Genomic DNA, 18,504 nt, shown 5'->3' with positions numbered 1-18,504 from the left:
AGATTTTTCTTATAAAACATAAAGGGATGCCTCATGGTGAGACATCCCTTTTTTCTTTATTACCTACTACGGCTCATGTGCTTAATCACCGTCTGAATCAATGGGAAACCCTATCTACAGACAACTACAACGCGCCCTTCTTCAAGGAACTTGTTTGCATTATTAATCTGCTTCAGCAACTGAGCCTGCTCATCTGAAATAACAATGTTGTTTCGAGCCTTTCCTTGAACAGTCACAGCCTTCAGAATGAGCGGGTTACTTGCACTACGTTCTGAAGCAACGCCTTCTTCCCAAGAGCCTGCGTATTCAACCATTCCTTTCTTCAACGCCACGTTGCGGGTTACAATCCGCGGGCTGTACAATACCTGCCCTGCTTCATCCACAATGTTCATGGTGATTGCCGGATTAACGCCCACATCGCGAGCGTCCACAAGCAACCCTGTGTAGGTTATCGGCAAAGAATTTTGTGCACCAGCAGCATTGTTCGTGCTACCAGAATACGGATTCTTATTCAGTCGATGGAAGCTGACACGTTTACCGATCAACTTTTCAAGAAACACTCCCCGAAGCGTTACGCTGACCGTTACCGTAGCCACGCCATCCTCATTAAAGGCGGTAGACATGATTCGTGAATTTTGCATATCACCCCGGACATACTGCATAACATCTTCATCAGAATGAAGAATATTGCGGACATGCAACCTTTCTGTCACAGGGATTTTACCCAGAATTTTGAACAAATTTTTACGTGCCTCAATAGTAGCCGCACGAACTGTTCTCAAGCGCGCTTGACGGCTGCTTACCTCAAGGCCAGAGGCATAGCTTTCACCTGTAGCTGTCACAACGCCTGTCAGCCAGTTGATGGCACCATTATCAAACTCCTGAATAAACCCAGGCTCATATGCATCAGCCGCATCCATTTTGAACCCTTCGTCATTGACCAGCGGTGCAGACGGCGTTTCCGCACTCAATCCAGTCCCCCCGCGATATACGGTACGAGGAGCTTGAGCAGGAGATGTGCTTCCTTGTGCATGCTGCACAGGCTGCTGACCCTGATACTTCATGACCGGAGTTACCTTGCTCAATACTGGAGCAGACTGTGGAGAAATTTGTTGTGTTGTGCTTTGCGGAGCAGCTTCGCTCGGCATTGTTTCACTTTGGCCTTCGCGAGCTACCTGTGCCTCCACCTCGCGAATAGCCTGTTCTAATAGTTGAATCTGGGACAGTTCGGAACCTGCTTCTCCGGCAGCTGATACTGCCGTGGCGTCAGAAGCGTTACCTGCAACAGATTCTACCCCCGTATTCTCTGCCGCAGCCTGAGTTCCCACCAGCAACGTCGCTAAACAGACGCTAGCCAGTACTTTTTTACTCACCATGTCACCCTCTCAATTCCTACCGCATTACAACAGCTTCAATGTTCTTTCCAAATGATTCAACCAAATATCAACAAATCCAGAATACTCAGCAAGCCCAAGTACCATAGGCGTACAACGGATACCTGCGGCCTCCAGCTGAGATTTCCAGGAATCAGCATCGCTGCCGGCCATGTCATTTCGGGCATGGCGTCCCACTACGGACAAAAACGGCATCAACCACACGCGGGATATCTCCTTGCGCTTCAACTCCGGTAAAATGTGCTCCAGAGTATGATTACCGTCCATTGTTCCGAGAAAAATATTCTGATCAATTTTCTGCAATTGCTGATACACAGCATCGTAACAGCTGTCCCCTTCATGGGATGACCCGTGCCCCATAAAGACAACTCCTTCCTCTGCCTTTCTGGCCGGAGGCAAGTGCTGCATAATCGCAGTGACAACCTGTGCAATGTCTTCCTGTGAATTCAGTAACGGCGCCCCCACCTGTACACTCTGCAACCGACCAGAGGTAACCAAAGTGTGGGCGTGCGTACAGAGATCTTCGTATTCCACACCGGGAATAATATGCAGCGACTGAACTGCAATGTGTGTGTAGTTTTCAAAGGCCATTTTTTCCAGCGCCTTTACAACGGAATCCCGTTTTACACGCTGAGCAGCAAGACGGTCGCGAATAAGTTCAGAGGTGAACGCAAGCCGGACATTTACTCCTGCAAAACGGGCTCGAACCCGTTCATCCAGAAGTCTGAGAGTCTGATGCGCCTGCAAATTATTAGCGCCAAAAGCCACAAGTAGAATACCTTTCTTCATATACACACGCTGGAATAAGTCTGGTGGTGAATGGAAGCACGAAAGCCGAAAGACGTTGCCAGAAGCTGGCTGATCAAAAGCAACCCAGCAAATTTGAACAAAATAAAATATCTAATCTACGCATAATTAGCAAGGTTGTCCGTCTCTTGTCAGGTTCAACACTGGTAATTGTTGTTAACACAACTGCAGCTACGCAATAGTATCAGTTGATGAAACGACATTCTTCTATCCACCTGATAGTATATAGAAAAGCCTGAACAAGCATTCTTTCCAAATTTCCCATGACTGCAATTTCGCGTTTACCACTGCGTTGAAGCAACCTGCGTAGACAAGCCACCTCTATCGTGCCTACCTGCTATACACGCGCAAACAATACCACATATCTATCCAAAAAAGTTATATTTTTACTTGAGAATCTTCCGGTTTGACCTTGACTGTATCTGTCGTTACAACAGCACAAATTTTATCACTCTTTAAGAGGTCTTTATATGAACTTACTCGTTACGGGCGGTTGCGGCTTTATCGGTTCCAACTACATTCACTATATCTTCAATACATTTAATGACATCACCGTCATCAACATTGATAAGCTCACCTACGCGGGTAACCTGTTAAACTTACAGTCTATAGAAAAAGAATACGGCGGCAGCCGCTACTTCTTTGAACATGCAGATATTGCAAACGCCGATGCAGTTGCCACAATTTTTGAAAAGTATGACATCGACGCTGTTGTCAACTTTGCAGCTGAATCCCATGTGGACAGATCTATTAATGATCCGTCTCCGTTCATCACAACCAATGTCATGGGCACACAGGTTCTGTTGACGGCTGCGCGTAATGCGAACATCGAGCGCTTTGTTCATGTTTCCACGGACGAAGTATACGGAGACCTCTCCCTTGATGACCCTGCATTTACCGAAGAAACACCGCTTCATCCAAGCAGCCCGTACTCTGCCTCGAAAGCATCTGCGGACATGCTTGCCTATGCGTTTTACCGTACGTACGGATACAACGTGTCCATTACCCGTTGTTCCAACAACTACGGCCCGTACCAGTTCCCTGAAAAGCTTATCCCGCTGATGTTCACCCTTGCATCCGAAGACAAGCCCCTGCCTGTTTACGGAACCGGAATGAACATCCGTGACTGGATTCACGTTTCCGATCACTGCAAAGGCGTGCATCTTACCCTTATGAAGGGTAAAGCAGGCAAGGCATATAACTTCGGGGGCAATGCTGAACGCACCAACCTTGACGTTATCCGCACCATTCTGGCAGATCTCGGTAAATCCGAAGACCTGATCACCTTTGTTAAAGACCGTCCGGGGCATGACCGCCGATACGCCATGAACTACTCCCTTGCGCAAAAAGAACTCGGGTACGAACCTGAATACTCTTTTGAACGCGGCATACAGGAAACTCTCGACTGGTACAGAGACAACACCGAGTGGTTGCAGAATGTTCAGTCCGGTGCGTACCTTGACTTCATAAAAAAATGGTACGGCGACAAGTAACCGCCTTTGTATTCATACAATTTCTAACGCCACTGGATTTCATTCCAGTGGCGTATTTGTTACAGCGTCCAAGTGCATTGCAGAACCTGTCTGCTTAGTAAGCAGATACATTTTGTGTGATTCTTGCTTGACGCAGCACAACGCGAGTATTTACTCATTGTCGGAGCAAATGCGCTCATAACAACTGAGATACTTACTCTTAGTTGTGAGAAAAATCTTTCATACGACCTGCTCACCACCTTCATTTCTCTCCGGCAATAATCGTGTTGAGCCTGCTCTGTCCTGCTTGGACATGAACCTTTGTAACCACCTGCCTATTTGAACAGTTGAAAGGATACTGCTGTGAACCTCGTTAATGCATGCAAGAGTCTGGTGAAAGATGCTATTTCAGCCAGTCTTGATCTCTATAAGGTTATGATCCCTGTCATCATCATTGTTAAAATCCTTCAAGAGTTCGAACTCGTACAATACCTAGCAGTACCTCTTAAACCGGTTATGAACCTTGCCGGTCTTCCCGCAGAGATGGGGCTTGTATGGGCCACATCAATCATAGTGAACCTGTACAGCGGCCTGATTGTGTATATCTCCATGGTGCCTACAATGGAGCCACTGAGTGTTGCACAAATTACAACACTCGCCACCATGATGCTCATTGCGCATTCGCTTCCGGTTGAATGTAAGGTTGCCCAAAAATGTGGTGTATCCATGATAGGACAAATTGCAGTCCGCATGCTTTCTGCGTTTCTTCTGGGCTTCATAATGCATCTTATTTTTGCCAAAACAGGTTTGCTTTCCGGCCCGAGTAAAATCCTGTGGGAACCGCAAATGCCGGAAGCAGGAATACTCCCGTGGGCGCTTAATGAAGCAGGTAATCTATTGTATCTGTTCTTCATTATTCTTGCCCTGTTTACCATAATGCGCTTGCTCACATATTATGGCATAACAGAAAAGCTCAACACCATACTCAAACCGGTTCTGCAGGCAATCGGTATTGGCAAAGACGCTGCCACTATTACAGTACTGGGGCTTTCACTGGGAATTACCTACGGCGGCGGCCTTATTATCCATGAGGTTAAATCCGGTGCGTTGTCCAAACGTGATGTGTTTGCATCACTCACCCTTATGGGACTGGCTCACGCACTTATCGAAGACACGCTGCTGATGATGCTTCTCGGCGCACATACAAGCGGGACATTCTGGGGACGACTTGTGTTTGCTCTCCTGTTTGTAGGAATTATGATGCGTTTTTACTCTAACGAACCAGCGACTGCTGTCACCAAAGCGGACTAACAAGGGATTTTTGATGGGTAAAAAAATATGGATCAATGCCGGAGAAACTTCCGGCGATCTGCATGGCGGAAAGCTCATAGAGGCCATTTCAGCAATTGCACCGGAGACTGAATTCTGCGGCATGGGCGGGCCGGAAATGCGTTCCAGAGGACTGGAAGCAGTTCTACGTGTTGAAGACCTTTCTGTGATGGGATTTACGGAAGTTTTCGCCAAGATTTTCGACATCATCAAGATGCTGAACCAAATCAAGCGCGAACTGGCAGAACGCAGACCCGACGCCGTCATCCTGATTGACGCGCCGGAGTTCAACTTCCGCGTTGCCAAGTATGCCTCCAAGCTGGGCATTCCTGTCTACTACTACATTTCCCCGAAACTGTGGGCGTGGCGAACAGGCAGAGCCAAATTTATTGCCAAGCATGTAACCCGACTCTTTTCCATTCTCCCGTTTGAAGTTGAATTCTACAAACAGTTCAACATGGAGATCGACTACATCGGCAACCCGCTTGTTGATGTTATCGACTGGGATTCTCTTGATCACATTCGCCCAGAACGAAACCGCATCGGCATCCTTCCCGGCAGCCGTAAAAAAGAAATTGAAGCGCTCATGCCTCAATTTTCCCGTGCGGCAACCATTATGGCGCAGGCTAGACCAGAGCTGGAATTCCACTGCATTCAGGCACCGGGGATTTCCCGCGAGCGTTTGCAGGAGCTGTGGACATCATCAGTTCCGCTCACCATTCACTCCCCTGAAGACCGCTACGCATTCATGCGCAGCTGCAACATGCTTATTGCTGCATCCGGTACCGTAACACTGGAATCTGCCCTTGTGGGAACACCAACCCTCATCACATACCAGCTTTCAAAGTTAACGTTTTATCTGGCAACCAAGTTTATTGAGGTTCCATACATCGGGCTTCCTAACCTCATCATGGGCCGCGAGGTCTTTCCGGAACTTTTGCAGGAAGACGCCAACGGCGATGTGGTTGCCCAGCGTGCCCTTGCATGGCTCAACACACCGGGTAAACTTGAAGCTATCCGTAACGATTTAGCAACACTGCGCTCCAAAGTGGGTGACCCCGGTGCTGCTAACCGTGCGGCACAGCTGATTATTGACGATTTATCAAAATAATTTCAGCCCTGTTCTGGACAAGCAGGAAATACGCATTATATTTTCTGTGCGCCTGAAACAAGGCTGTACCGTCCCTGAATACTGCATTTTATGCTTGCAGGGGCAACTAAAAAGGCGTAGTAACTTTCGCCTGCGTTGATGGATTCTGCTTGCAGAATATGCCATTACCACGCACACTAAACTATCTGCTGTCAGTCCCGTTTATGCTGACAACAGATACTCCCAAATTTATGGGGGCGCACTGGTTTCGACGGGGATAGAAGAAGCCGGAGTTGCAGGTCGAGGCGCCGCTGGCCTCGTAAAAAGCGGCATTAAAGTAATTGCAAACGATTACGAATACGCAATGGCAGCTTAATTGACCGCCACGTTCTCTTTGTTGACGTCAGATAGGCTTAGAGAATGACAAAACACTTATCCGACTAGTTTCAGTAGGCGTTTGCTGCAGCTGGAGCGAAACTTATACAGCGAACTGGCTTTACGTCGCCTGTTCTGGGGCAAAGCGTACAGTAAGAAAAATTAATCCAGAACTAAACCTGTAGAAGCTTCGAGTGGACCATTCTCGGACGCGAGTTCGATTCTCGCCGCCTCCACCATGAGGTTTTAAAGCTCTAATCCTGAAAGGGATTAGAGCTTTTTTTATTGTAACGACCTCTTAAACGGAAGCAATGTTAAGCCCACGGCTTTTGCCATTTCCCAATAACCCACAGTATCTTCAGCGATATACCCTGCACCATTTTCATCAATACCGCCCTCAGCTATGGAGCTTAATGTTCTGGTTGACCTGAGTTCTACAATAGATAAACGTGAAATCATGTTCTCAGTTGCCGCTGATAACAATTTCTTAACAGCAATAAATGGCCACCCGCCGCAACTATTCTATAGACAACTGTCATTTAAACTGGAGAGTTCATGAATCCTCAGCTTTTTGAAAAAACAATCGGCGCATTAACTACAAATAATTTTGAAGTCTTTGTTGCTGAAGACCTTGAACATGCACGAAAAATTATTACAGATGATATTTTGCCATGCATTACCCCTGGGCTCGTTTCATACGGAGACTCCGTAACCTTTATCGAAACAGGTGTACTGGACGACCTCAAATCGTTACCGCAGCGAGATGGCTGGCGTTTTCTAGACACGTTTGAGTCAGGAGTAGAACGAAAAGAAATTTTAGAACGTCGCCGAGAAGCTCTTCTGTCTGAAGTTTTTTTCACAGGCAGCAATGCCCTAACATCAGGCGGACAGATCGTGAATTTAGACATGGTTGGCAACAGGGTTGGTGGCATTGTATGGGGCCCAAATAAAGTTGTTCTTACCATAGGCACAAACAAGATTGTAGACACGCTAGAAGATGCAATGACTCGCTTACGCGAAGTTGCAGCTCCACTTAATGCAAAGCGTCATGGTTCTAAAACACCATGTACTAAGACAGGAAAATGCATGAACTGTAAAAGTCCAGAGCGCATCTGTAACACTTGGACTATTACAGAAAAAAGCTGGCCTGCAAAACGAATATCTATAGTTTTAGTAAAAGGAGACTATGGATTATAACGACAACGTAAAACTATTCACTTTCCGACTTCACTTTTCTACACACCGCACTGATTTTAGGTTCCAAGCCGTCATAGAGTGATGTGCATAAGAAGTCAGCTCCACCATGAGATTTTAAAGCTCTAATCCTGAAAGGGAGTAGAGCTTTTTTTGTTTCTAAAATTAGTTAGATGCAATCTTCTGCAGACCGTGTAAACACTATTAATTCGCAACAACCTATACTTACAGACATTTTTCTTCAAGCTGCCCTCACCAAACGGCACACTATTCGACATACGAACAACTTAGCTACGTTTCTAGCAACCTCAAAACGCGCCCCTCTCCCAACTTATTATTAAAAACACTGCCATCGCATCGCAACTTCTGTTTGATAGAATCGAACACGCTCACAAACATCACTAGTGAAACTCAAACGGGCAGTTCAAACATACACTGGTAGTCGTTTTCAAACTTATACTTTTATAAAAAAAAGTTGCTGAGAAAATGAAGCATACTGGAATAAGCACCGAATTTTCTCATTTTTTTTTAAATCATCGAGGAACCATGATGAAATACAAAATTCCAATTCTAACCATTATATTTTTGCTCATGAGTTTTCCTGCCCATTCTGCGCATCATTTTCAAACTGATTTAGTATCTCACTATCCTGAATATAATATTGGTGATGTTTTTGTTTTTAATACGCCGGATATGAAATCGACGGTATTCATTCTAACCGCCAACCCATCAAAACCGGGCAAGGGCGGGCCATCTGCTAACCTGACCGCAAAAACAGATTTTGGTTCAGGCGGGCTCTACAATATTCATATAGCTAGTGACAAGGACATTAAAACAGGTGTTACCTACACCTTCATATTTGATGGCGATAAAATACGGGTTGGAAAAATCGATAACCCTAATGCGAAAATTGGTGATAAAGGCAAAACGCTTGCAGATGCTCAGGTTGGGCAAAAGTTTGAACTGAACGGTGAGATAAAAGTTTGGACAGGAAGAATCTTAGAGCCGTACTTTGTTGATGCGTTTGACTTTGGCGTTCTCCAGAACAGTATCACAATGGGAACACTAGACAAAAACGCTTTCAAAAAAACTGCCAAGGACATATTCACCAACGCAAGGATCAGTGCGATTGTGATGGAGATTCCAAATACAATGCTGAGCCCCGAAGTATACTATTACGGCACAACAGCAGTTATGGATCACCATCATGGTAATGAATGGGTTCAGGTCAATCGCATGGGTAATGTTTTAATGCCGTACATTTTCCTCTGGGACTCCCCTGCGACAAGGCTGGAGCACGACCAACACAGACCAGATGGGGATGATCGACATAAGAATACGATATCAAATAACGTCTATCGGGCAGCTAGTGTTTCAGGCGGGCAAAAAAATGTTACCGAATATGCAAATACCGTAGCGGAGCAATTAACTCCGGATGTACTTATGTATAAGATCGGTACTAAAGCCAAATACGGCATCGGCAGCAGTGGCGGACGCCCTCTTGATGATGATCCATCTGATGTCGTTTTTTCCACGTATCTTGGAATTCCAATGTCAGACGGTATTCCAAACCCAAAACATTACACTGAGTCTTTTCCTTACGTCATCCCAGTTGATAGGCAAAAGTAATCAGAATATTATTGACGCGTGTGAGGACGTCTAGGCTTTGATTCGCATTTGAGATACATCCAAGCGTCATCTGAAAAATACAGATTGTAAGGCTCTAATCCTGAAAGGGATTAGAGCTTTTTGCGTATCTATAGGTAACCCCAAAATGTGTTTTTAGTACATTTCTAGTACATTTTGGGAGCACATCAAGGGCTAATTACCTCTTTCAAACAGCCTCTGCACACTACTTCAGAAGAACTAATCCACTCAGCCTACGTCCTGCCTTCGGCACTAGAGAATTACGCTGCGGTATTTGGTATTTTTTGCTTCAGGTAAATCATATCTTTCAACAATACACCGCTATCAACAATAGGATGGTCATAATTATCGGTAAAAAAGTTTTCAAGACGATGAGAACATTCAAACCCACAACTTTTATAGAACTTGATTGCGCTTGGAACATCTCCTGTCCCTACTAGCATTAGCTGAAATCTTCCTGAATAATGAGCAATCAGAAAATTTATCAGCCTCTTACCATACCCTCGTCGTTGAGCATTTGGTTCTACAGCGATATTTTTCAGTTCGCAAATCCCGTTACCTTCATCCGTAACCACACAGACGGCTTTCACACCATTGTCTTCGAGCACAAACAGTTGTCCGGATTTAAGATATTTCTCAATCATGGACTCCTGCTCATCTCCAAGTAGCAATAAGCTTAAGTATTGCTTCTTATTCTTTGTTACCTGCTTAATGTTACAAACCATAACGAATCCTTTCAGATGACTATAAAGATAAAATCAAAGAGATGCTTACTGAGGGCATCAGCCATTCAACTATCGCCAAGGAGCTTGGAAGCTCTACCAAGACCGTGCAGAGGGTAAAGAAAGATGGGAGGTAGTCAATTCGATATCCGGTTTGAGAATCGAACTCGTGGCTGCTGGTATCTGTTTATATTATCAGCAACCACGCTTTTACACGAGGCTCATCACTCCCCATCTTCAGGTTCATATCTATGCAGCAGCTTATCGATTATATTCCCAACCACAGCAGGTACTTCTTCAGGTGAATCAGCTACCACGACTCCCTCCAGAGCATCAGTCATAAGATTAAATCCATGCTGGGGACTACCGAACTCACCGATAGAACAACCATTTATATATGCTTTATATGACCTCTGAGGAACTAGCTCCAAGCTTAAAGTAACTCCATCAATATCCACGTCCGCTACTTCCCTCAATCTCATTAACGAACGTAAACAATTAACAGCATAAGATTCAAAAGGTGCATATTCTGACACTATTCCTCCAAGGAAAAAGTCTAACTTATAACTCAACAACAGCTCGCCAGAGCCAACAGAGGATAAGGGCTAGCATAAGAGCATTTCTATCGCAACATCACTACGTTAAACATCAAAACAACAAGCAAATTTTCCCCCTTAAAAACCTACACACTTTCGGGCAACATAAACCTGCACACCGTAATTGAACCTGATTCCGAGAAAGCTTGGAGTCATGAGCATTCGGAAGCGGCTTACATACTCTCGCCGCCTCCACCATGAGGTTTTAAAGCTCTAATCCTGAAAGGGATTAGAGCTTTTTTTGTGCCAAAATATTTTCATTCGCTTCCCACTTCTCCCCTGCTACATCACAAACTAACCAAGCACTGATGCAACCATAGCACATAATAACAGCATCACCACACTACAAACACAGCAGTGCTCATTTTACTCATAAAAGAAAAATTTTTATTACATCAAACACAGCCGATATATAGAAATGACTTATGCTTTTTCTGATGCAACAGTTAATATCACTGACAAGATGGAGAGTGTTACATACACCTGCATTGACTTCGCATAAAAAATAATTCAATGACCTTACTGCTTAACGGTGTTTATTCTTTCTGCATCAGTCTAATAAACATTTTACATGCCGATAAGCACATACTGCTATACAGCCATGAATACCAATTCAACTGGCTGCTCATGTTTTAAGTTATCGTACTCTGTACGTGTATACATACCAACAAATTAACCAGCGAGTTCTTCATGGTAAAAAAATTCGTTTTCACATTCGCTTGTGCACTGCTCCTGTTGGGGAATACTACAGCTCATGCGGGTAAGGTTCATGTTCTTAGTGCTGTTGTAAAAGATAAGACTATTAAAGGCGCAAAAGTTACGTGGCAGCGTTCTGGCCAAAAATCTGTACATGCCATGACAAATGCAAATGGTGACGCCACCAGTAAGGGGCTACCTGATGACAATGACACTATGATGCTCATTGAAAAAGACGGGTACTCTACTCTCATCGCCACATGTCCATGTGACGGATACACCTACGCGCTGTCTCCTGAAATGAAGAATCTGGACGGCCTGCGTGTTGTTCTTACATGGGGTTACAAGCCGTCAGACTTGGATTCCCACTTAGTGTATGAAAACAACCATGTTTATTTCAAAAAGAAACGTGGAACTGGCTCTAATCTGGATGTGGATGACACCACCAGCTATGGGCCGGAAACCATCACCATTACCAAGCAGCAACGCGGAAAAAAATATGTGTACGCTGTGCGCGACTACTCTAACGGTGGGCGAAGCTCCTCTACAAAACTGGCACGCAGCCATGCACGCGTTGATGTATACGTAGGTAAATCTCTCCTGCGTACATTTGAAGTTGACCCTACCACCAAAGGTACAGACTGGGTTGTATTTGGTATAGACGAGCGCGGCGCATTCCACGATATCAACAAGTACACCACCTGCTCCGGAACAGATACATTAACATCTTATTTGAACCAGATCATCGATGCGGAATCTTTTGAAAGCAATATTCAGCGTACAAACACCGCTACGGTGAGAGCACAGCAGCTCAACAAAAAAGGTGAGGCTGCGTATCAGGCGAAAGACTATGAAAACGCAGCTCGTCTGTTTGCCAGCGCTATCAACCTTGATCCGGAATTAAGTCAGGCATACAGCAACCTTGGTGTCACGTTCCCGAAACTGAACTTATACGCTGAAGCATTGTGGGCAAACAGAAAAGCCATTGATCTTGCTTCCGGCTCTCGCGCCAATATCATCCGCGCCAGCTCATACTACAACATTGCCCGTATCTATGAGAAAAAAGGCGAATGGAATGCTGCACTGACAAACTACCGCTATGCTTTAGAAAACAGAGAGCATAACGCATACCATAAAGGCATACGCCGCATGGAAAACAAACTTAACCAATAAGCTATGAAAGCACGCTGCACTGGTTACTCTGCGCAGCGTGCTTTTTTAACAGGTATTCTATGCTGAAAAAACTTATTCTCATGGTGATTTTTTGCACCATAAGCTCTACGTGCTTTGCAGCCGGCTCTACCAAAGTTGCGTTTATTGACAGAACAACATGGCCGGTAGCAATCGTCGATACAAAAACATTCAATGAGGCATCAGAAGCAGAAATTCTGCGTTTTGTAGAAGTTATTGCAAACACGCCCCTTGCGACCAAAGCTGATATTATCAGTCTGACCAAAATTAAGAAAAGCAATGATGCGTCTGTACAGAACTGGCTGAAGAAAACCAAAACTATTCTACGCCACAACTATAAAAACGCATCCAGCAGCAACGTTCTTCCTACCTGGAAACAACTCGTCATCGCCGCCAAATCTTCACCTTGGCGCAAATATAAGGACTGGTATGCAGCCAGCGGCAACTTTTACACACGGTACCTGTATGAACAAGTACGCCTTGCTTCTCTGTTTCCAAGAATACCAAGCGAAATCGCCACACATGGTCAGAATGAAACAACCGGATTTTCCTTTAAAGACGGCGAATTTCTCCTGACCTTTGATGATGGCCCCAGCAAGGCATATACAAAGTCCACCATTGCGCAGTTAAACAAGATGGATGTCTCTGCTTTTTTCTTTATTTTAGGAAAAAAAATGCAAAAACAGACACCAGATGCTGGATTGTATGCAAACCAATGCCTTGCCGCTCACGGGTGGGAGCATTCCCCGCACAAAAAGCTTCCATACTTTATCGATTCCTATAAAAAGACTGCAAACGTATTAGCAAACTACACAGATAAACGAATACAGTTCCGCCCGCCGTATGGAATGAGAACAAAAGAAATGGCGGAGTGGGCGCAGAAAAATGACTTTTCAATACTACTCTGGAATATCGACAGTCAGGACTGGAACAGAAAGCTCAGCGCTCAAGAAGTAACAGATAGAGTGACAACACTCATGCTGCTGTGGCGCAAAGGCATTATCCTTTTTCATGACATCCACCCCAAAGCACAAAAAGCTCTGCCCACATTGGACGACCTCGTATCCAATGCCGGTTTCTCATGGATTCCGTGCTCCAAGCTGCAATAAGAATGGAAGGCGTTAAGCCTTCACCATGCATTTCACGCCCTGATTCTTTCGAAGAGTCAGGGCGTTTTTTTTAGCATGACTTTTTGTAGTCTGTTTTGCGACAGTTCAAACATGGTTCGAATCACACAATCGAGCTGGCACCTCGTCCCTTCCTGCGAGTGAAGAGTTAGTTATCAGCACAGCCCCCGCACGCTTCATATTCATCACAAAGAAAAAGCCGCCATGCATTGCTATGCATAGCGGCTTTTGCTCAGCCTAAAATATGAGAAGACAGTTCGTAACTAGACAGCTTCGCAGGCAGAAAGAAATTCTTCTATACGCTCTGCAACTACGGCAGCAATATCATCCGGATCGACTTCGTAGTCTGCACTTTCTGCTTCCATAGCTGCTTTTAAAATGGCTTCGCCAACCTTCTTCGGGTCTTTGCCAGCGTCAACAGCCTTTTCTTTTGCAACAGCTTTGGCGATTTCTACTGCGTCTTCTTTTTCTACTTCTACTTCTTCTTCAATAATCGTTTCTTCATATGCTTGGATTATACAAGATAAAATAGCCTCCGGCTCACTGCTGGTGCCAACAAGCCATCCGTCTACTTTCACGTTATATACGGCTGCATTCGTATCTGGAACAATAGAAAGCTGATGCTCCTCAACTGTTCCTTCAAATGCTTTTCCAGCCTGCATAAAACCATCTATTCTTTCGACCCACACCCCATACGCAGGAGCATAATCGTACATTATTTCATCCTTTAAAATTCGTTTTAAATCTGCTTTGTCATACCGCTGAACCACCTAGCACGTATGGTACAGCAGAACAACAAGTAGTAGGTGTGGAATTATTTTATCCTGTCGAATACGGGGGATACGAAATAAGGCATTACAACTACAAAAAGCTCTTCCCCAGCCTGCTGCTCACTTGACTAGATACCTAAAAATGGTAACCTCATCTCATGAGCTGGACAGTAGAATTTACATCGAAAGCACGAAAGCAAGCCACAAAGTTACCACCTGACATGCAAGACGCTCTACTCCTGTTAGTAAACGACATCCGGCGTGACGGTGCGGCCTGCCATAGTTGGCCACATTATGGGAAACTTAAAGGACGTGCTGGGGAACATCATTGCCATTTGAACAAGGGCAAGCCCCGCTATGTTGCTGTCTGGAAAGAAATTAAAGGGACAATACAATTAATAGAGGTACGATATGTTGGAACTCACGAAAAAGCCCCATACTAGCGGCATGACAGAAATCTGCATCCGAGTATCTGAGGACAATTCTGATGCCATCATACAAAAGATTCTGACTTCGCTACAGACTGAAGGCTACGACGTTACGACACGGGAAGAGCCAACGTACTCTGCTGAAGAAGTACTAGGAGCACCCACTCCTGCACGTTTATTACGTGGCGCACGAACTCGGGAAGGAATGACACAAGAACAGCTTGCGAACGCTGTGGGTTGCAAAAAGCACCATATTTCTGAAATGGAGAACAACAAACGCTCTATTGGAAAAAATATGGCGCATCGTCTAGCTGAAGCGCTTAACACTGACTATCGAAACTTCTTATAACTAGTTATATTTTTTTACTCCTTAATTCTAAAAAAAATCTTGGAAAAACATAACATTGTAGTATGTTAAAAGAAACAAAGCAATTAAGGAGTTGTACGGAATGAAACCAAACTTTATAGACTGGCTCTTAACCAGAACAAATGAAAACTCAGCTGTCGGCGATCTTGCACGAGATATGGCCAAAGACACTAATCTACCAAACAAAAATTCCGGCTATCCCCGTTTATATAAGCATTTAACCAGATGTAATGCTTGTAACGGTGCCCTGAATGCACTCTCAACTGCTTGGGATCAATACAAAGCAGAGCACGCTTGATTATTCAAAAAGCCCCCTACCAACGTAGGGGGCTTCATCTTTCCATTTAATTGAATGCTATTCCTTCATCCGTTCTTCCATTCCATCAAAGTGTGCGGCGGCAGCACCTACGAACTTTTCCATACTTTTTAAAATGAAAATAAGTTCTGGGTATCTTTCGCTACAATCTTCGTGCAAGTACCTGAGAGATCGTGCGATCTCGTACAGATTCATTACGTAATCTGTTGGTTCAATCTGCTCTACTGGCTGGTTCATGCTGCGCCCCTTCTGCTGTCCCTGCTATCTACGTAAGTAGTGGGCAGAATGGGTTGGCTTGCAATGTCATCCAGAGCAATACTGTCTTGAAGTAGTGAAATACCTTTACGGATTTGATAGAGCGATACAGCTACGCCGTGTAGCTCGTCCATACTTGGAGAGATTCCGGTAGGAATGTGAATTGATTGTGCCATGAGGCAACTCCTGAGTTATTTTGTGAAGTTGACCTTTTTTCTAAATAAAAAGGTCGGGAGCTCACAACCGTACTCAGAACGGCAGAAGGTTTTCCCCTTGCGGGTATTGTATCGCCTCCGTACTCCCGACCAAAAGATTGGCATATGTAAGTCAAGTAACTTCCTGTCGCAAGATGCACTAATCCTAAGGACAGTGCATCTTGGTCATAGGACGCAAAAAACCCACTTCTTACGGGAGCGGAATGGCCGCTGAGTACTAAAGGTGTTGTGAGCACCTAAGGAAAAATTAGTCTTTTTTGGGAGTTGGGTCAAGATTGGTAAACTGAGCAACATTGCAATGAAAAACAATTCAACGTAGAAATCTATCTTCCTTGCAGTTTCAGGAGGATAGCAAGTTATGGCAAGAGATTGGGACAAATTAGAAATTGAAGAAGCTGTAGAATCCTACATAGCTATGCTGCGAAATGAGCTTAATGGCGTCACCTACAATAAAACTGAATTTCGCACAGCACTTTCTCCAAAACTCAACAACCGAAATAAAGGCTCAATTGAGTTTAAACATCAAAACATTAGCGCCATACTTACCAGTCATGACTATCCACATATTGCGGGATACAAGCCCCTATTTAATTACCAAAAATTACTTCGAGAAATTGTGGTAACTAAAGCTCACAAACACAACTTACCCAAACTCACAAATGGCTTTCCATTTAGCCAAGACTCTTGGAAAATATCTTCGCATCAAACCTGTTTCAAACAGATGGACAAATCAAGCTTTGTTCACAATGGAACAGGAATTCCTAAGCAACTAACTTTTTTCTTTGGAACAAATGCTACCACACCGAAACGTGAAATAACCCTACGACACAACGATGATGTATATAAAGCAGTTCTCCAGCCAGACGTCAGAGAAGATCGTGTACGCTTACTGTGGTTTGCCGACTTCTCACAACTTATAAGCAATACGTTTCCTCTCATTGCTGAACTTTATGAAACCGGTCGGGCACCTGAACACAAGCCGTTGCTACACTTCACTCAAACCGAAGAGCTTGATGTATACACTGTTGCTTTCTCTTCATCCGAACCTGTTGCCAACGCGACTGAAAGTATTCAAGACGACTTCCCAGAAGAATCAATCATTCGATTTGAAGGCGAAACTTTCATCCACCTTTCCACTGCAAGCAAGCGTAGTCAGGCTAACAGAAAAGCCGCAATCAAACACCACGGACTTACTTGTAAGGTTTGTGGATTTAACTTTGAAAATGTTTACGGCGAAGCAGGCAAAGGCTTTATTGAAGTACATCACGTAACGCCGCTCCATGAGTCTCGAATCCCACAGCCAGTTAACCCCAAAAAGGATTTAATTCCTGTCTGCGCAAACTGCCATAGAGTCATTCACAAAAGCGGGTACACGGTCGAAGAGCTTAGAAATATTTTGAAAAGAAAATGATCATAACATCTACCAGCAGAGAATAGGAGGTAGGTTACTATGAAAGCCTCTGAGTTTGATAAAGCATTTGAAAAAGGCAAAGACCTTACAAAACATCTGGATATCAAAAATGCTCGCCGTCCCAACAAAAAGACAAAGCGCGTAAACGTTGATTTCCCAAGCTGGATGGTTGATGCGCTCGCCCAAGAAGCGACTCGGCTTGGTGTTACCCGTCAGGCGGTGATCAAAGTTTGGGTTGCAGATAAAATTGATAAACAGACATCATGCTAAAAAAGCCCTCCCAAAATGGAGGGCTTTTTCGTTCATAATCCAACAAACAAATTTCACGTTACCCACCCCATTCGATACCAGAGCTTTGTGCTTCTCGAATAAGGTTGCAACGCATAAGCTTAGTTGTATTGCTCGCTATAGTGCGTATCTATTCTGCTGCTGCAATGTTTCGCTTACTTTCCAGCCTGTCACGCATGTTTTCTGCCCATTCATCAATGGCATTTTTTACTTGTCCAAGGCGTTCGTAGTTGTACAGCGAATATTTATTTCCGGTGTTCACTTCGGAGAATGTGGCAACCACTTCCCCGCTTACTGAATCCCGAGCTTTTGCCTCGATGACAGTTTCGCCCACATTTCTGTGTTCACCTGTTACTGCTTTGGACACAAACGTAATTGCTACACCCACAGGCAGGACAGAGCTTACGGCGTTCATCACTTTTGGTGTTTCCTTAACATTGGTAATCGCAAGCTCCAGAGTGAGCACCTCTGGCCCTGCGTTATCTACCACAGTAACCACTTTGCCTAACTCTCTCACCAAGGCATCGTGGAAAAAGGTTTTGAGCATTTCCAACTCTTCAGGAGTAAGATCGTTATCCTCCTGAACTTCCTTGGAAATCAAAAGTTTCACCGGCGCAATCATTACTGCGGTATAGTTGTCTGCCAAGGCACCCATGCCCGGCTTACGCCACAGCTTAGCGTTGCTCACTTCTGGGTCTTCCTGAAGCTGCTCGTACTGGCTGTTATCTCCTAAAAAACCGGATGGTTTTCGGGCAGCACAACCGGTCACAAGGCCAAGCAACAAAACAAAAACTAGTAATTTTCTCATACACAT

At 44.6% G+C, this 18,504-nt stretch carries 20 protein-coding genes and 1 other RNA gene; 13 read left to right on the top strand and 8 right to left on the bottom strand.

What is annotated here, in order from left to right; genetic code table 11:
- Positions 1-110 precede the first annotated feature (110 nt).
- Positions 111-1,376, bottom strand: coding sequence for a hypothetical protein (locus SP90_RS01025; protein WP_066851667.1), 1,266 nt, complete (start codon positions 1,374-1,376; stop codon positions 111-113).
- Between the two features lie 24 nt (positions 1,377-1,400).
- A complete protein-coding gene (locus tag SP90_RS01020; RefSeq protein WP_066851665.1) occupies positions 1,401-2,183 on the bottom strand; it encodes a sirohydrochlorin cobaltochelatase in 783 nt (260 codons plus the stop codon).
- A 488-nt stretch (positions 2,184-2,671) separates the two neighbouring features.
- On the opposite strand from SP90_RS01020, the gene rfbB reads away from it, so the two are divergent.
- From rfbB to ssrA, 4 genes are all read left to right on the top strand, one after another.
- Positions 2,672-3,694, top strand: coding sequence for a dTDP-glucose 4,6-dehydratase (rfbB, locus tag SP90_RS01015; protein WP_066851663.1), 1,023 nt, complete (start codon positions 2,672-2,674; stop codon positions 3,692-3,694).
- Positions 3,695-4,036: 342 nt separating this feature from the next.
- A complete protein-coding gene (locus SP90_RS01010) occupies positions 4,037-4,984 on the top strand; it encodes a hypothetical protein (RefSeq protein ID WP_066851661.1) in 948 nt (315 codons plus the stop codon).
- Between the two features lie 13 nt (positions 4,985-4,997).
- On the top strand, positions 4,998-6,113 hold the full coding sequence (lpxB, locus tag SP90_RS01005) for a lipid-A-disaccharide synthase (RefSeq protein WP_066851659.1): 1,116 nt from the start codon (positions 4,998-5,000) through the stop codon (positions 6,111-6,113).
- 232 nt (positions 6,114-6,345) lie between these two features.
- Positions 6,346-6,706, top strand: a transfer-messenger RNA (tmRNA) gene (ssrA, locus tag SP90_RS01000).
- A 43-nt stretch (positions 6,707-6,749) separates the two neighbouring features.
- On the opposite strand, the gene SP90_RS16570 is transcribed toward ssrA, so the two are convergent.
- Positions 6,750-6,926, bottom strand: coding sequence for a hypothetical protein (locus SP90_RS16570; protein WP_157471151.1), 177 nt, complete (start codon positions 6,924-6,926; stop codon positions 6,750-6,752).
- Positions 6,927-7,022: 96 nt separating this feature from the next.
- On the opposite strand from SP90_RS16570, the gene SP90_RS00995 reads away from it, so the two are divergent.
- Together SP90_RS00995 and SP90_RS00990 are read left to right on the top strand one after the other, a co-directional pair.
- On the top strand, positions 7,023-7,664 hold the full coding sequence (locus SP90_RS00995; protein ID WP_066851657.1) for a lactate utilization protein: 642 nt from the start codon (positions 7,023-7,025) through the stop codon (positions 7,662-7,664).
- A gap of 543 nt (positions 7,665-8,207) precedes the next feature.
- Positions 8,208-9,290, top strand: coding sequence for a DUF4331 family protein (locus SP90_RS00990; RefSeq protein ID WP_197498734.1), 1,083 nt, complete (start codon positions 8,208-8,210; stop codon positions 9,288-9,290).
- 278 nt (positions 9,291-9,568) lie between these two features.
- Here SP90_RS00990 and SP90_RS00985 read toward each other — a convergent pair whose 3' ends face one another.
- Entirely contained in the window at positions 9,569-10,033 is a 465-nt protein-coding gene (locus tag SP90_RS00985; RefSeq protein WP_066851653.1) for a GNAT family N-acetyltransferase, read from the bottom strand.
- A gap of 5 nt (positions 10,034-10,038) precedes the next feature.
- Between SP90_RS00985 and SP90_RS16920 the strand changes: the two genes are divergently transcribed.
- The 3 genes from SP90_RS16920 (at position 10,039) to SP90_RS00970 (ending at position 13,622) form a co-directional block, all read left to right on the top strand.
- Complete coding sequence (locus SP90_RS16920) at positions 10,039-10,167, top strand: hypothetical protein (RefSeq protein WP_407920024.1); 129 nt, start codon at positions 10,039-10,041, stop codon at positions 10,165-10,167.
- A 1,149-nt stretch (positions 10,168-11,316) separates the two neighbouring features.
- On the top strand, positions 11,317-12,495 hold the full coding sequence (locus tag SP90_RS00975; protein WP_066851651.1) for a tetratricopeptide repeat protein: 1,179 nt from the start codon (positions 11,317-11,319) through the stop codon (positions 12,493-12,495).
- A 59-nt stretch (positions 12,496-12,554) separates the two neighbouring features.
- The gene (locus tag SP90_RS00970) at positions 12,555-13,622 is read left to right on the top strand and encodes a polysaccharide deacetylase family protein (protein ID WP_066851650.1); all 1,068 of its coding nucleotides are present in this window, start codon (positions 12,555-12,557) and stop codon (positions 13,620-13,622) included.
- Positions 13,623-13,903: 281 nt separating this feature from the next.
- Here SP90_RS00970 and SP90_RS00965 read toward each other — a convergent pair whose 3' ends face one another.
- On the bottom strand, positions 13,904-14,356 hold the full coding sequence (locus SP90_RS00965; protein WP_066851649.1) for a hypothetical protein: 453 nt from the start codon (positions 14,354-14,356) through the stop codon (positions 13,904-13,906).
- A gap of 465 nt (positions 14,357-14,821) precedes the next feature.
- On the opposite strand from SP90_RS00965, the gene SP90_RS00960 reads away from it, so the two are divergent.
- Positions 14,822-15,187, top strand: coding sequence for a helix-turn-helix domain-containing protein (locus SP90_RS00960; RefSeq protein WP_066851648.1), 366 nt, complete (start codon positions 14,822-14,824; stop codon positions 15,185-15,187).
- Between the two features lie 100 nt (positions 15,188-15,287).
- Entirely contained in the window at positions 15,288-15,503 is a 216-nt protein-coding gene (locus SP90_RS16915) for a YozE family protein (RefSeq protein ID WP_066851647.1), read from the top strand.
- 57 nt (positions 15,504-15,560) lie between these two features.
- On the opposite strand, the gene SP90_RS00950 is transcribed toward SP90_RS16915, so the two are convergent.
- Both SP90_RS00950 and SP90_RS00945 read right to left on the bottom strand, forming a co-directional pair.
- Positions 15,561-15,758 carry a hypothetical protein gene (locus SP90_RS00950; RefSeq protein WP_066851646.1) on the bottom strand — a complete coding sequence of 66 codons (198 nt, stop codon included), beginning with the start codon at positions 15,756-15,758 and terminating at the stop codon, positions 15,561-15,563.
- A complete protein-coding gene (locus tag SP90_RS00945; RefSeq protein WP_066851644.1) occupies positions 15,755-15,952 on the bottom strand; it encodes a hypothetical protein in 198 nt (65 codons plus the stop codon). The genes SP90_RS00950 and SP90_RS00945 overlap by 4 nt, the downstream gene beginning before the upstream one ends.
- A gap of 397 nt (positions 15,953-16,349) precedes the next feature.
- Between SP90_RS00945 and SP90_RS16420 the strand changes: the two genes are divergently transcribed.
- Together SP90_RS16420 and brnA are read left to right on the top strand one after the other, a co-directional pair.
- Positions 16,350-17,402, top strand: coding sequence for an HNH endonuclease (locus SP90_RS16420; RefSeq protein ID WP_082936227.1), 1,053 nt, complete (start codon positions 16,350-16,352; stop codon positions 17,400-17,402).
- Positions 17,403-17,441: 39 nt separating this feature from the next.
- A complete protein-coding gene (gene brnA / locus SP90_RS00930) occupies positions 17,442-17,672 on the top strand; it encodes a type II toxin-antitoxin system BrnA family antitoxin (protein WP_066851629.1) in 231 nt (76 codons plus the stop codon).
- A gap of 148 nt (positions 17,673-17,820) precedes the next feature.
- Here the strand turns inward: brnA and SP90_RS00925 are convergent, their stop codons facing one another.
- The gene (locus tag SP90_RS00925) at positions 17,821-18,498 is read right to left on the bottom strand and encodes a DUF3313 domain-containing protein (RefSeq protein WP_066851627.1); all 678 of its coding nucleotides are present in this window, start codon (positions 18,496-18,498) and stop codon (positions 17,821-17,823) included.
- Between the last annotated feature and the right edge of the window lie 6 nt (positions 18,499-18,504).

The sequence above is a fragment of the Halodesulfovibrio spirochaetisodalis genome, from assembly GCF_001672295.1.
GTDB classification, from domain to species: domain Bacteria; phylum Desulfobacterota; class Desulfovibrionia; order Desulfovibrionales; family Desulfovibrionaceae; genus Halodesulfovibrio; species Halodesulfovibrio spirochaetisodalis.
Note: the sequence above shows the minus strand (reverse complement) of the source record. Positions and strands in the feature narration are given on the sequence as shown.

Coding starts and splice junctions, on each gene's coding strand:
- SP90_RS01025 (WP_066851667.1), bottom strand. CDS start 1,376: ATGGTGAGTAAAAAAGTACTGGCTAGCGTCTGTTTAGCGACGTTGCTG.
- SP90_RS01020 (WP_066851665.1), bottom strand. CDS start 2,183: ATGAAGAAAGGTATTCTACTTGTGGCTTTTGGCGCTAATAATTTGCAG.
- rfbB (WP_066851663.1), top strand. CDS start 2,672: ATGAACTTACTCGTTACGGGCGGTTGCGGCTTTATCGGTTCCAACTAC.
- lpxB (WP_066851659.1), top strand. CDS start 4,998: ATGGGTAAAAAAATATGGATCAATGCCGGAGAAACTTCCGGCGATCTG.
- SP90_RS16570 (WP_157471151.1), bottom strand. CDS start 6,926: ATGATTTCACGTTTATCTATTGTAGAACTCAGGTCAACCAGAACATTA.
- SP90_RS00995 (WP_066851657.1), top strand. CDS start 7,023: ATGAATCCTCAGCTTTTTGAAAAAACAATCGGCGCATTAACTACAAAT.
- SP90_RS00990 (WP_197498734.1), top strand. CDS start 8,208: ATGATGAAATACAAAATTCCAATTCTAACCATTATATTTTTGCTCATG.
- SP90_RS00985 (WP_066851653.1), bottom strand. CDS start 10,033: ATGGTTTGTAACATTAAGCAGGTAACAAAGAATAAGAAGCAATACTTA.
- SP90_RS00975 (WP_066851651.1), top strand. CDS start 11,317: ATGGTAAAAAAATTCGTTTTCACATTCGCTTGTGCACTGCTCCTGTTG.
- SP90_RS00970 (WP_066851650.1), top strand. CDS start 12,555: ATGCTGAAAAAACTTATTCTCATGGTGATTTTTTGCACCATAAGCTCT.
- SP90_RS00965 (WP_066851649.1), bottom strand. CDS start 14,356: ATGTACGATTATGCTCCTGCGTATGGGGTGTGGGTCGAAAGAATAGAT.
- SP90_RS00960 (WP_066851648.1), top strand. CDS start 14,822: ATGTTGGAACTCACGAAAAAGCCCCATACTAGCGGCATGACAGAAATC.
- SP90_RS16915 (WP_066851647.1), top strand. CDS start 15,288: ATGAAACCAAACTTTATAGACTGGCTCTTAACCAGAACAAATGAAAAC.
- SP90_RS00950 (WP_066851646.1), bottom strand. CDS start 15,758: ATGAACCAGCCAGTAGAGCAGATTGAACCAACAGATTACGTAATGAAT.
- SP90_RS00945 (WP_066851644.1), bottom strand. CDS start 15,952: ATGGCACAATCAATTCACATTCCTACCGGAATCTCTCCAAGTATGGAC.
- SP90_RS16420 (WP_082936227.1), top strand. CDS start 16,350: ATGGCAAGAGATTGGGACAAATTAGAAATTGAAGAAGCTGTAGAATCC.
- brnA (WP_066851629.1), top strand. CDS start 17,442: ATGAAAGCCTCTGAGTTTGATAAAGCATTTGAAAAAGGCAAAGACCTT.
- SP90_RS00925 (WP_066851627.1), bottom strand. CDS start 18,498: ATGAGAAAATTACTAGTTTTTGTTTTGTTGCTTGGCCTTGTGACCGGT.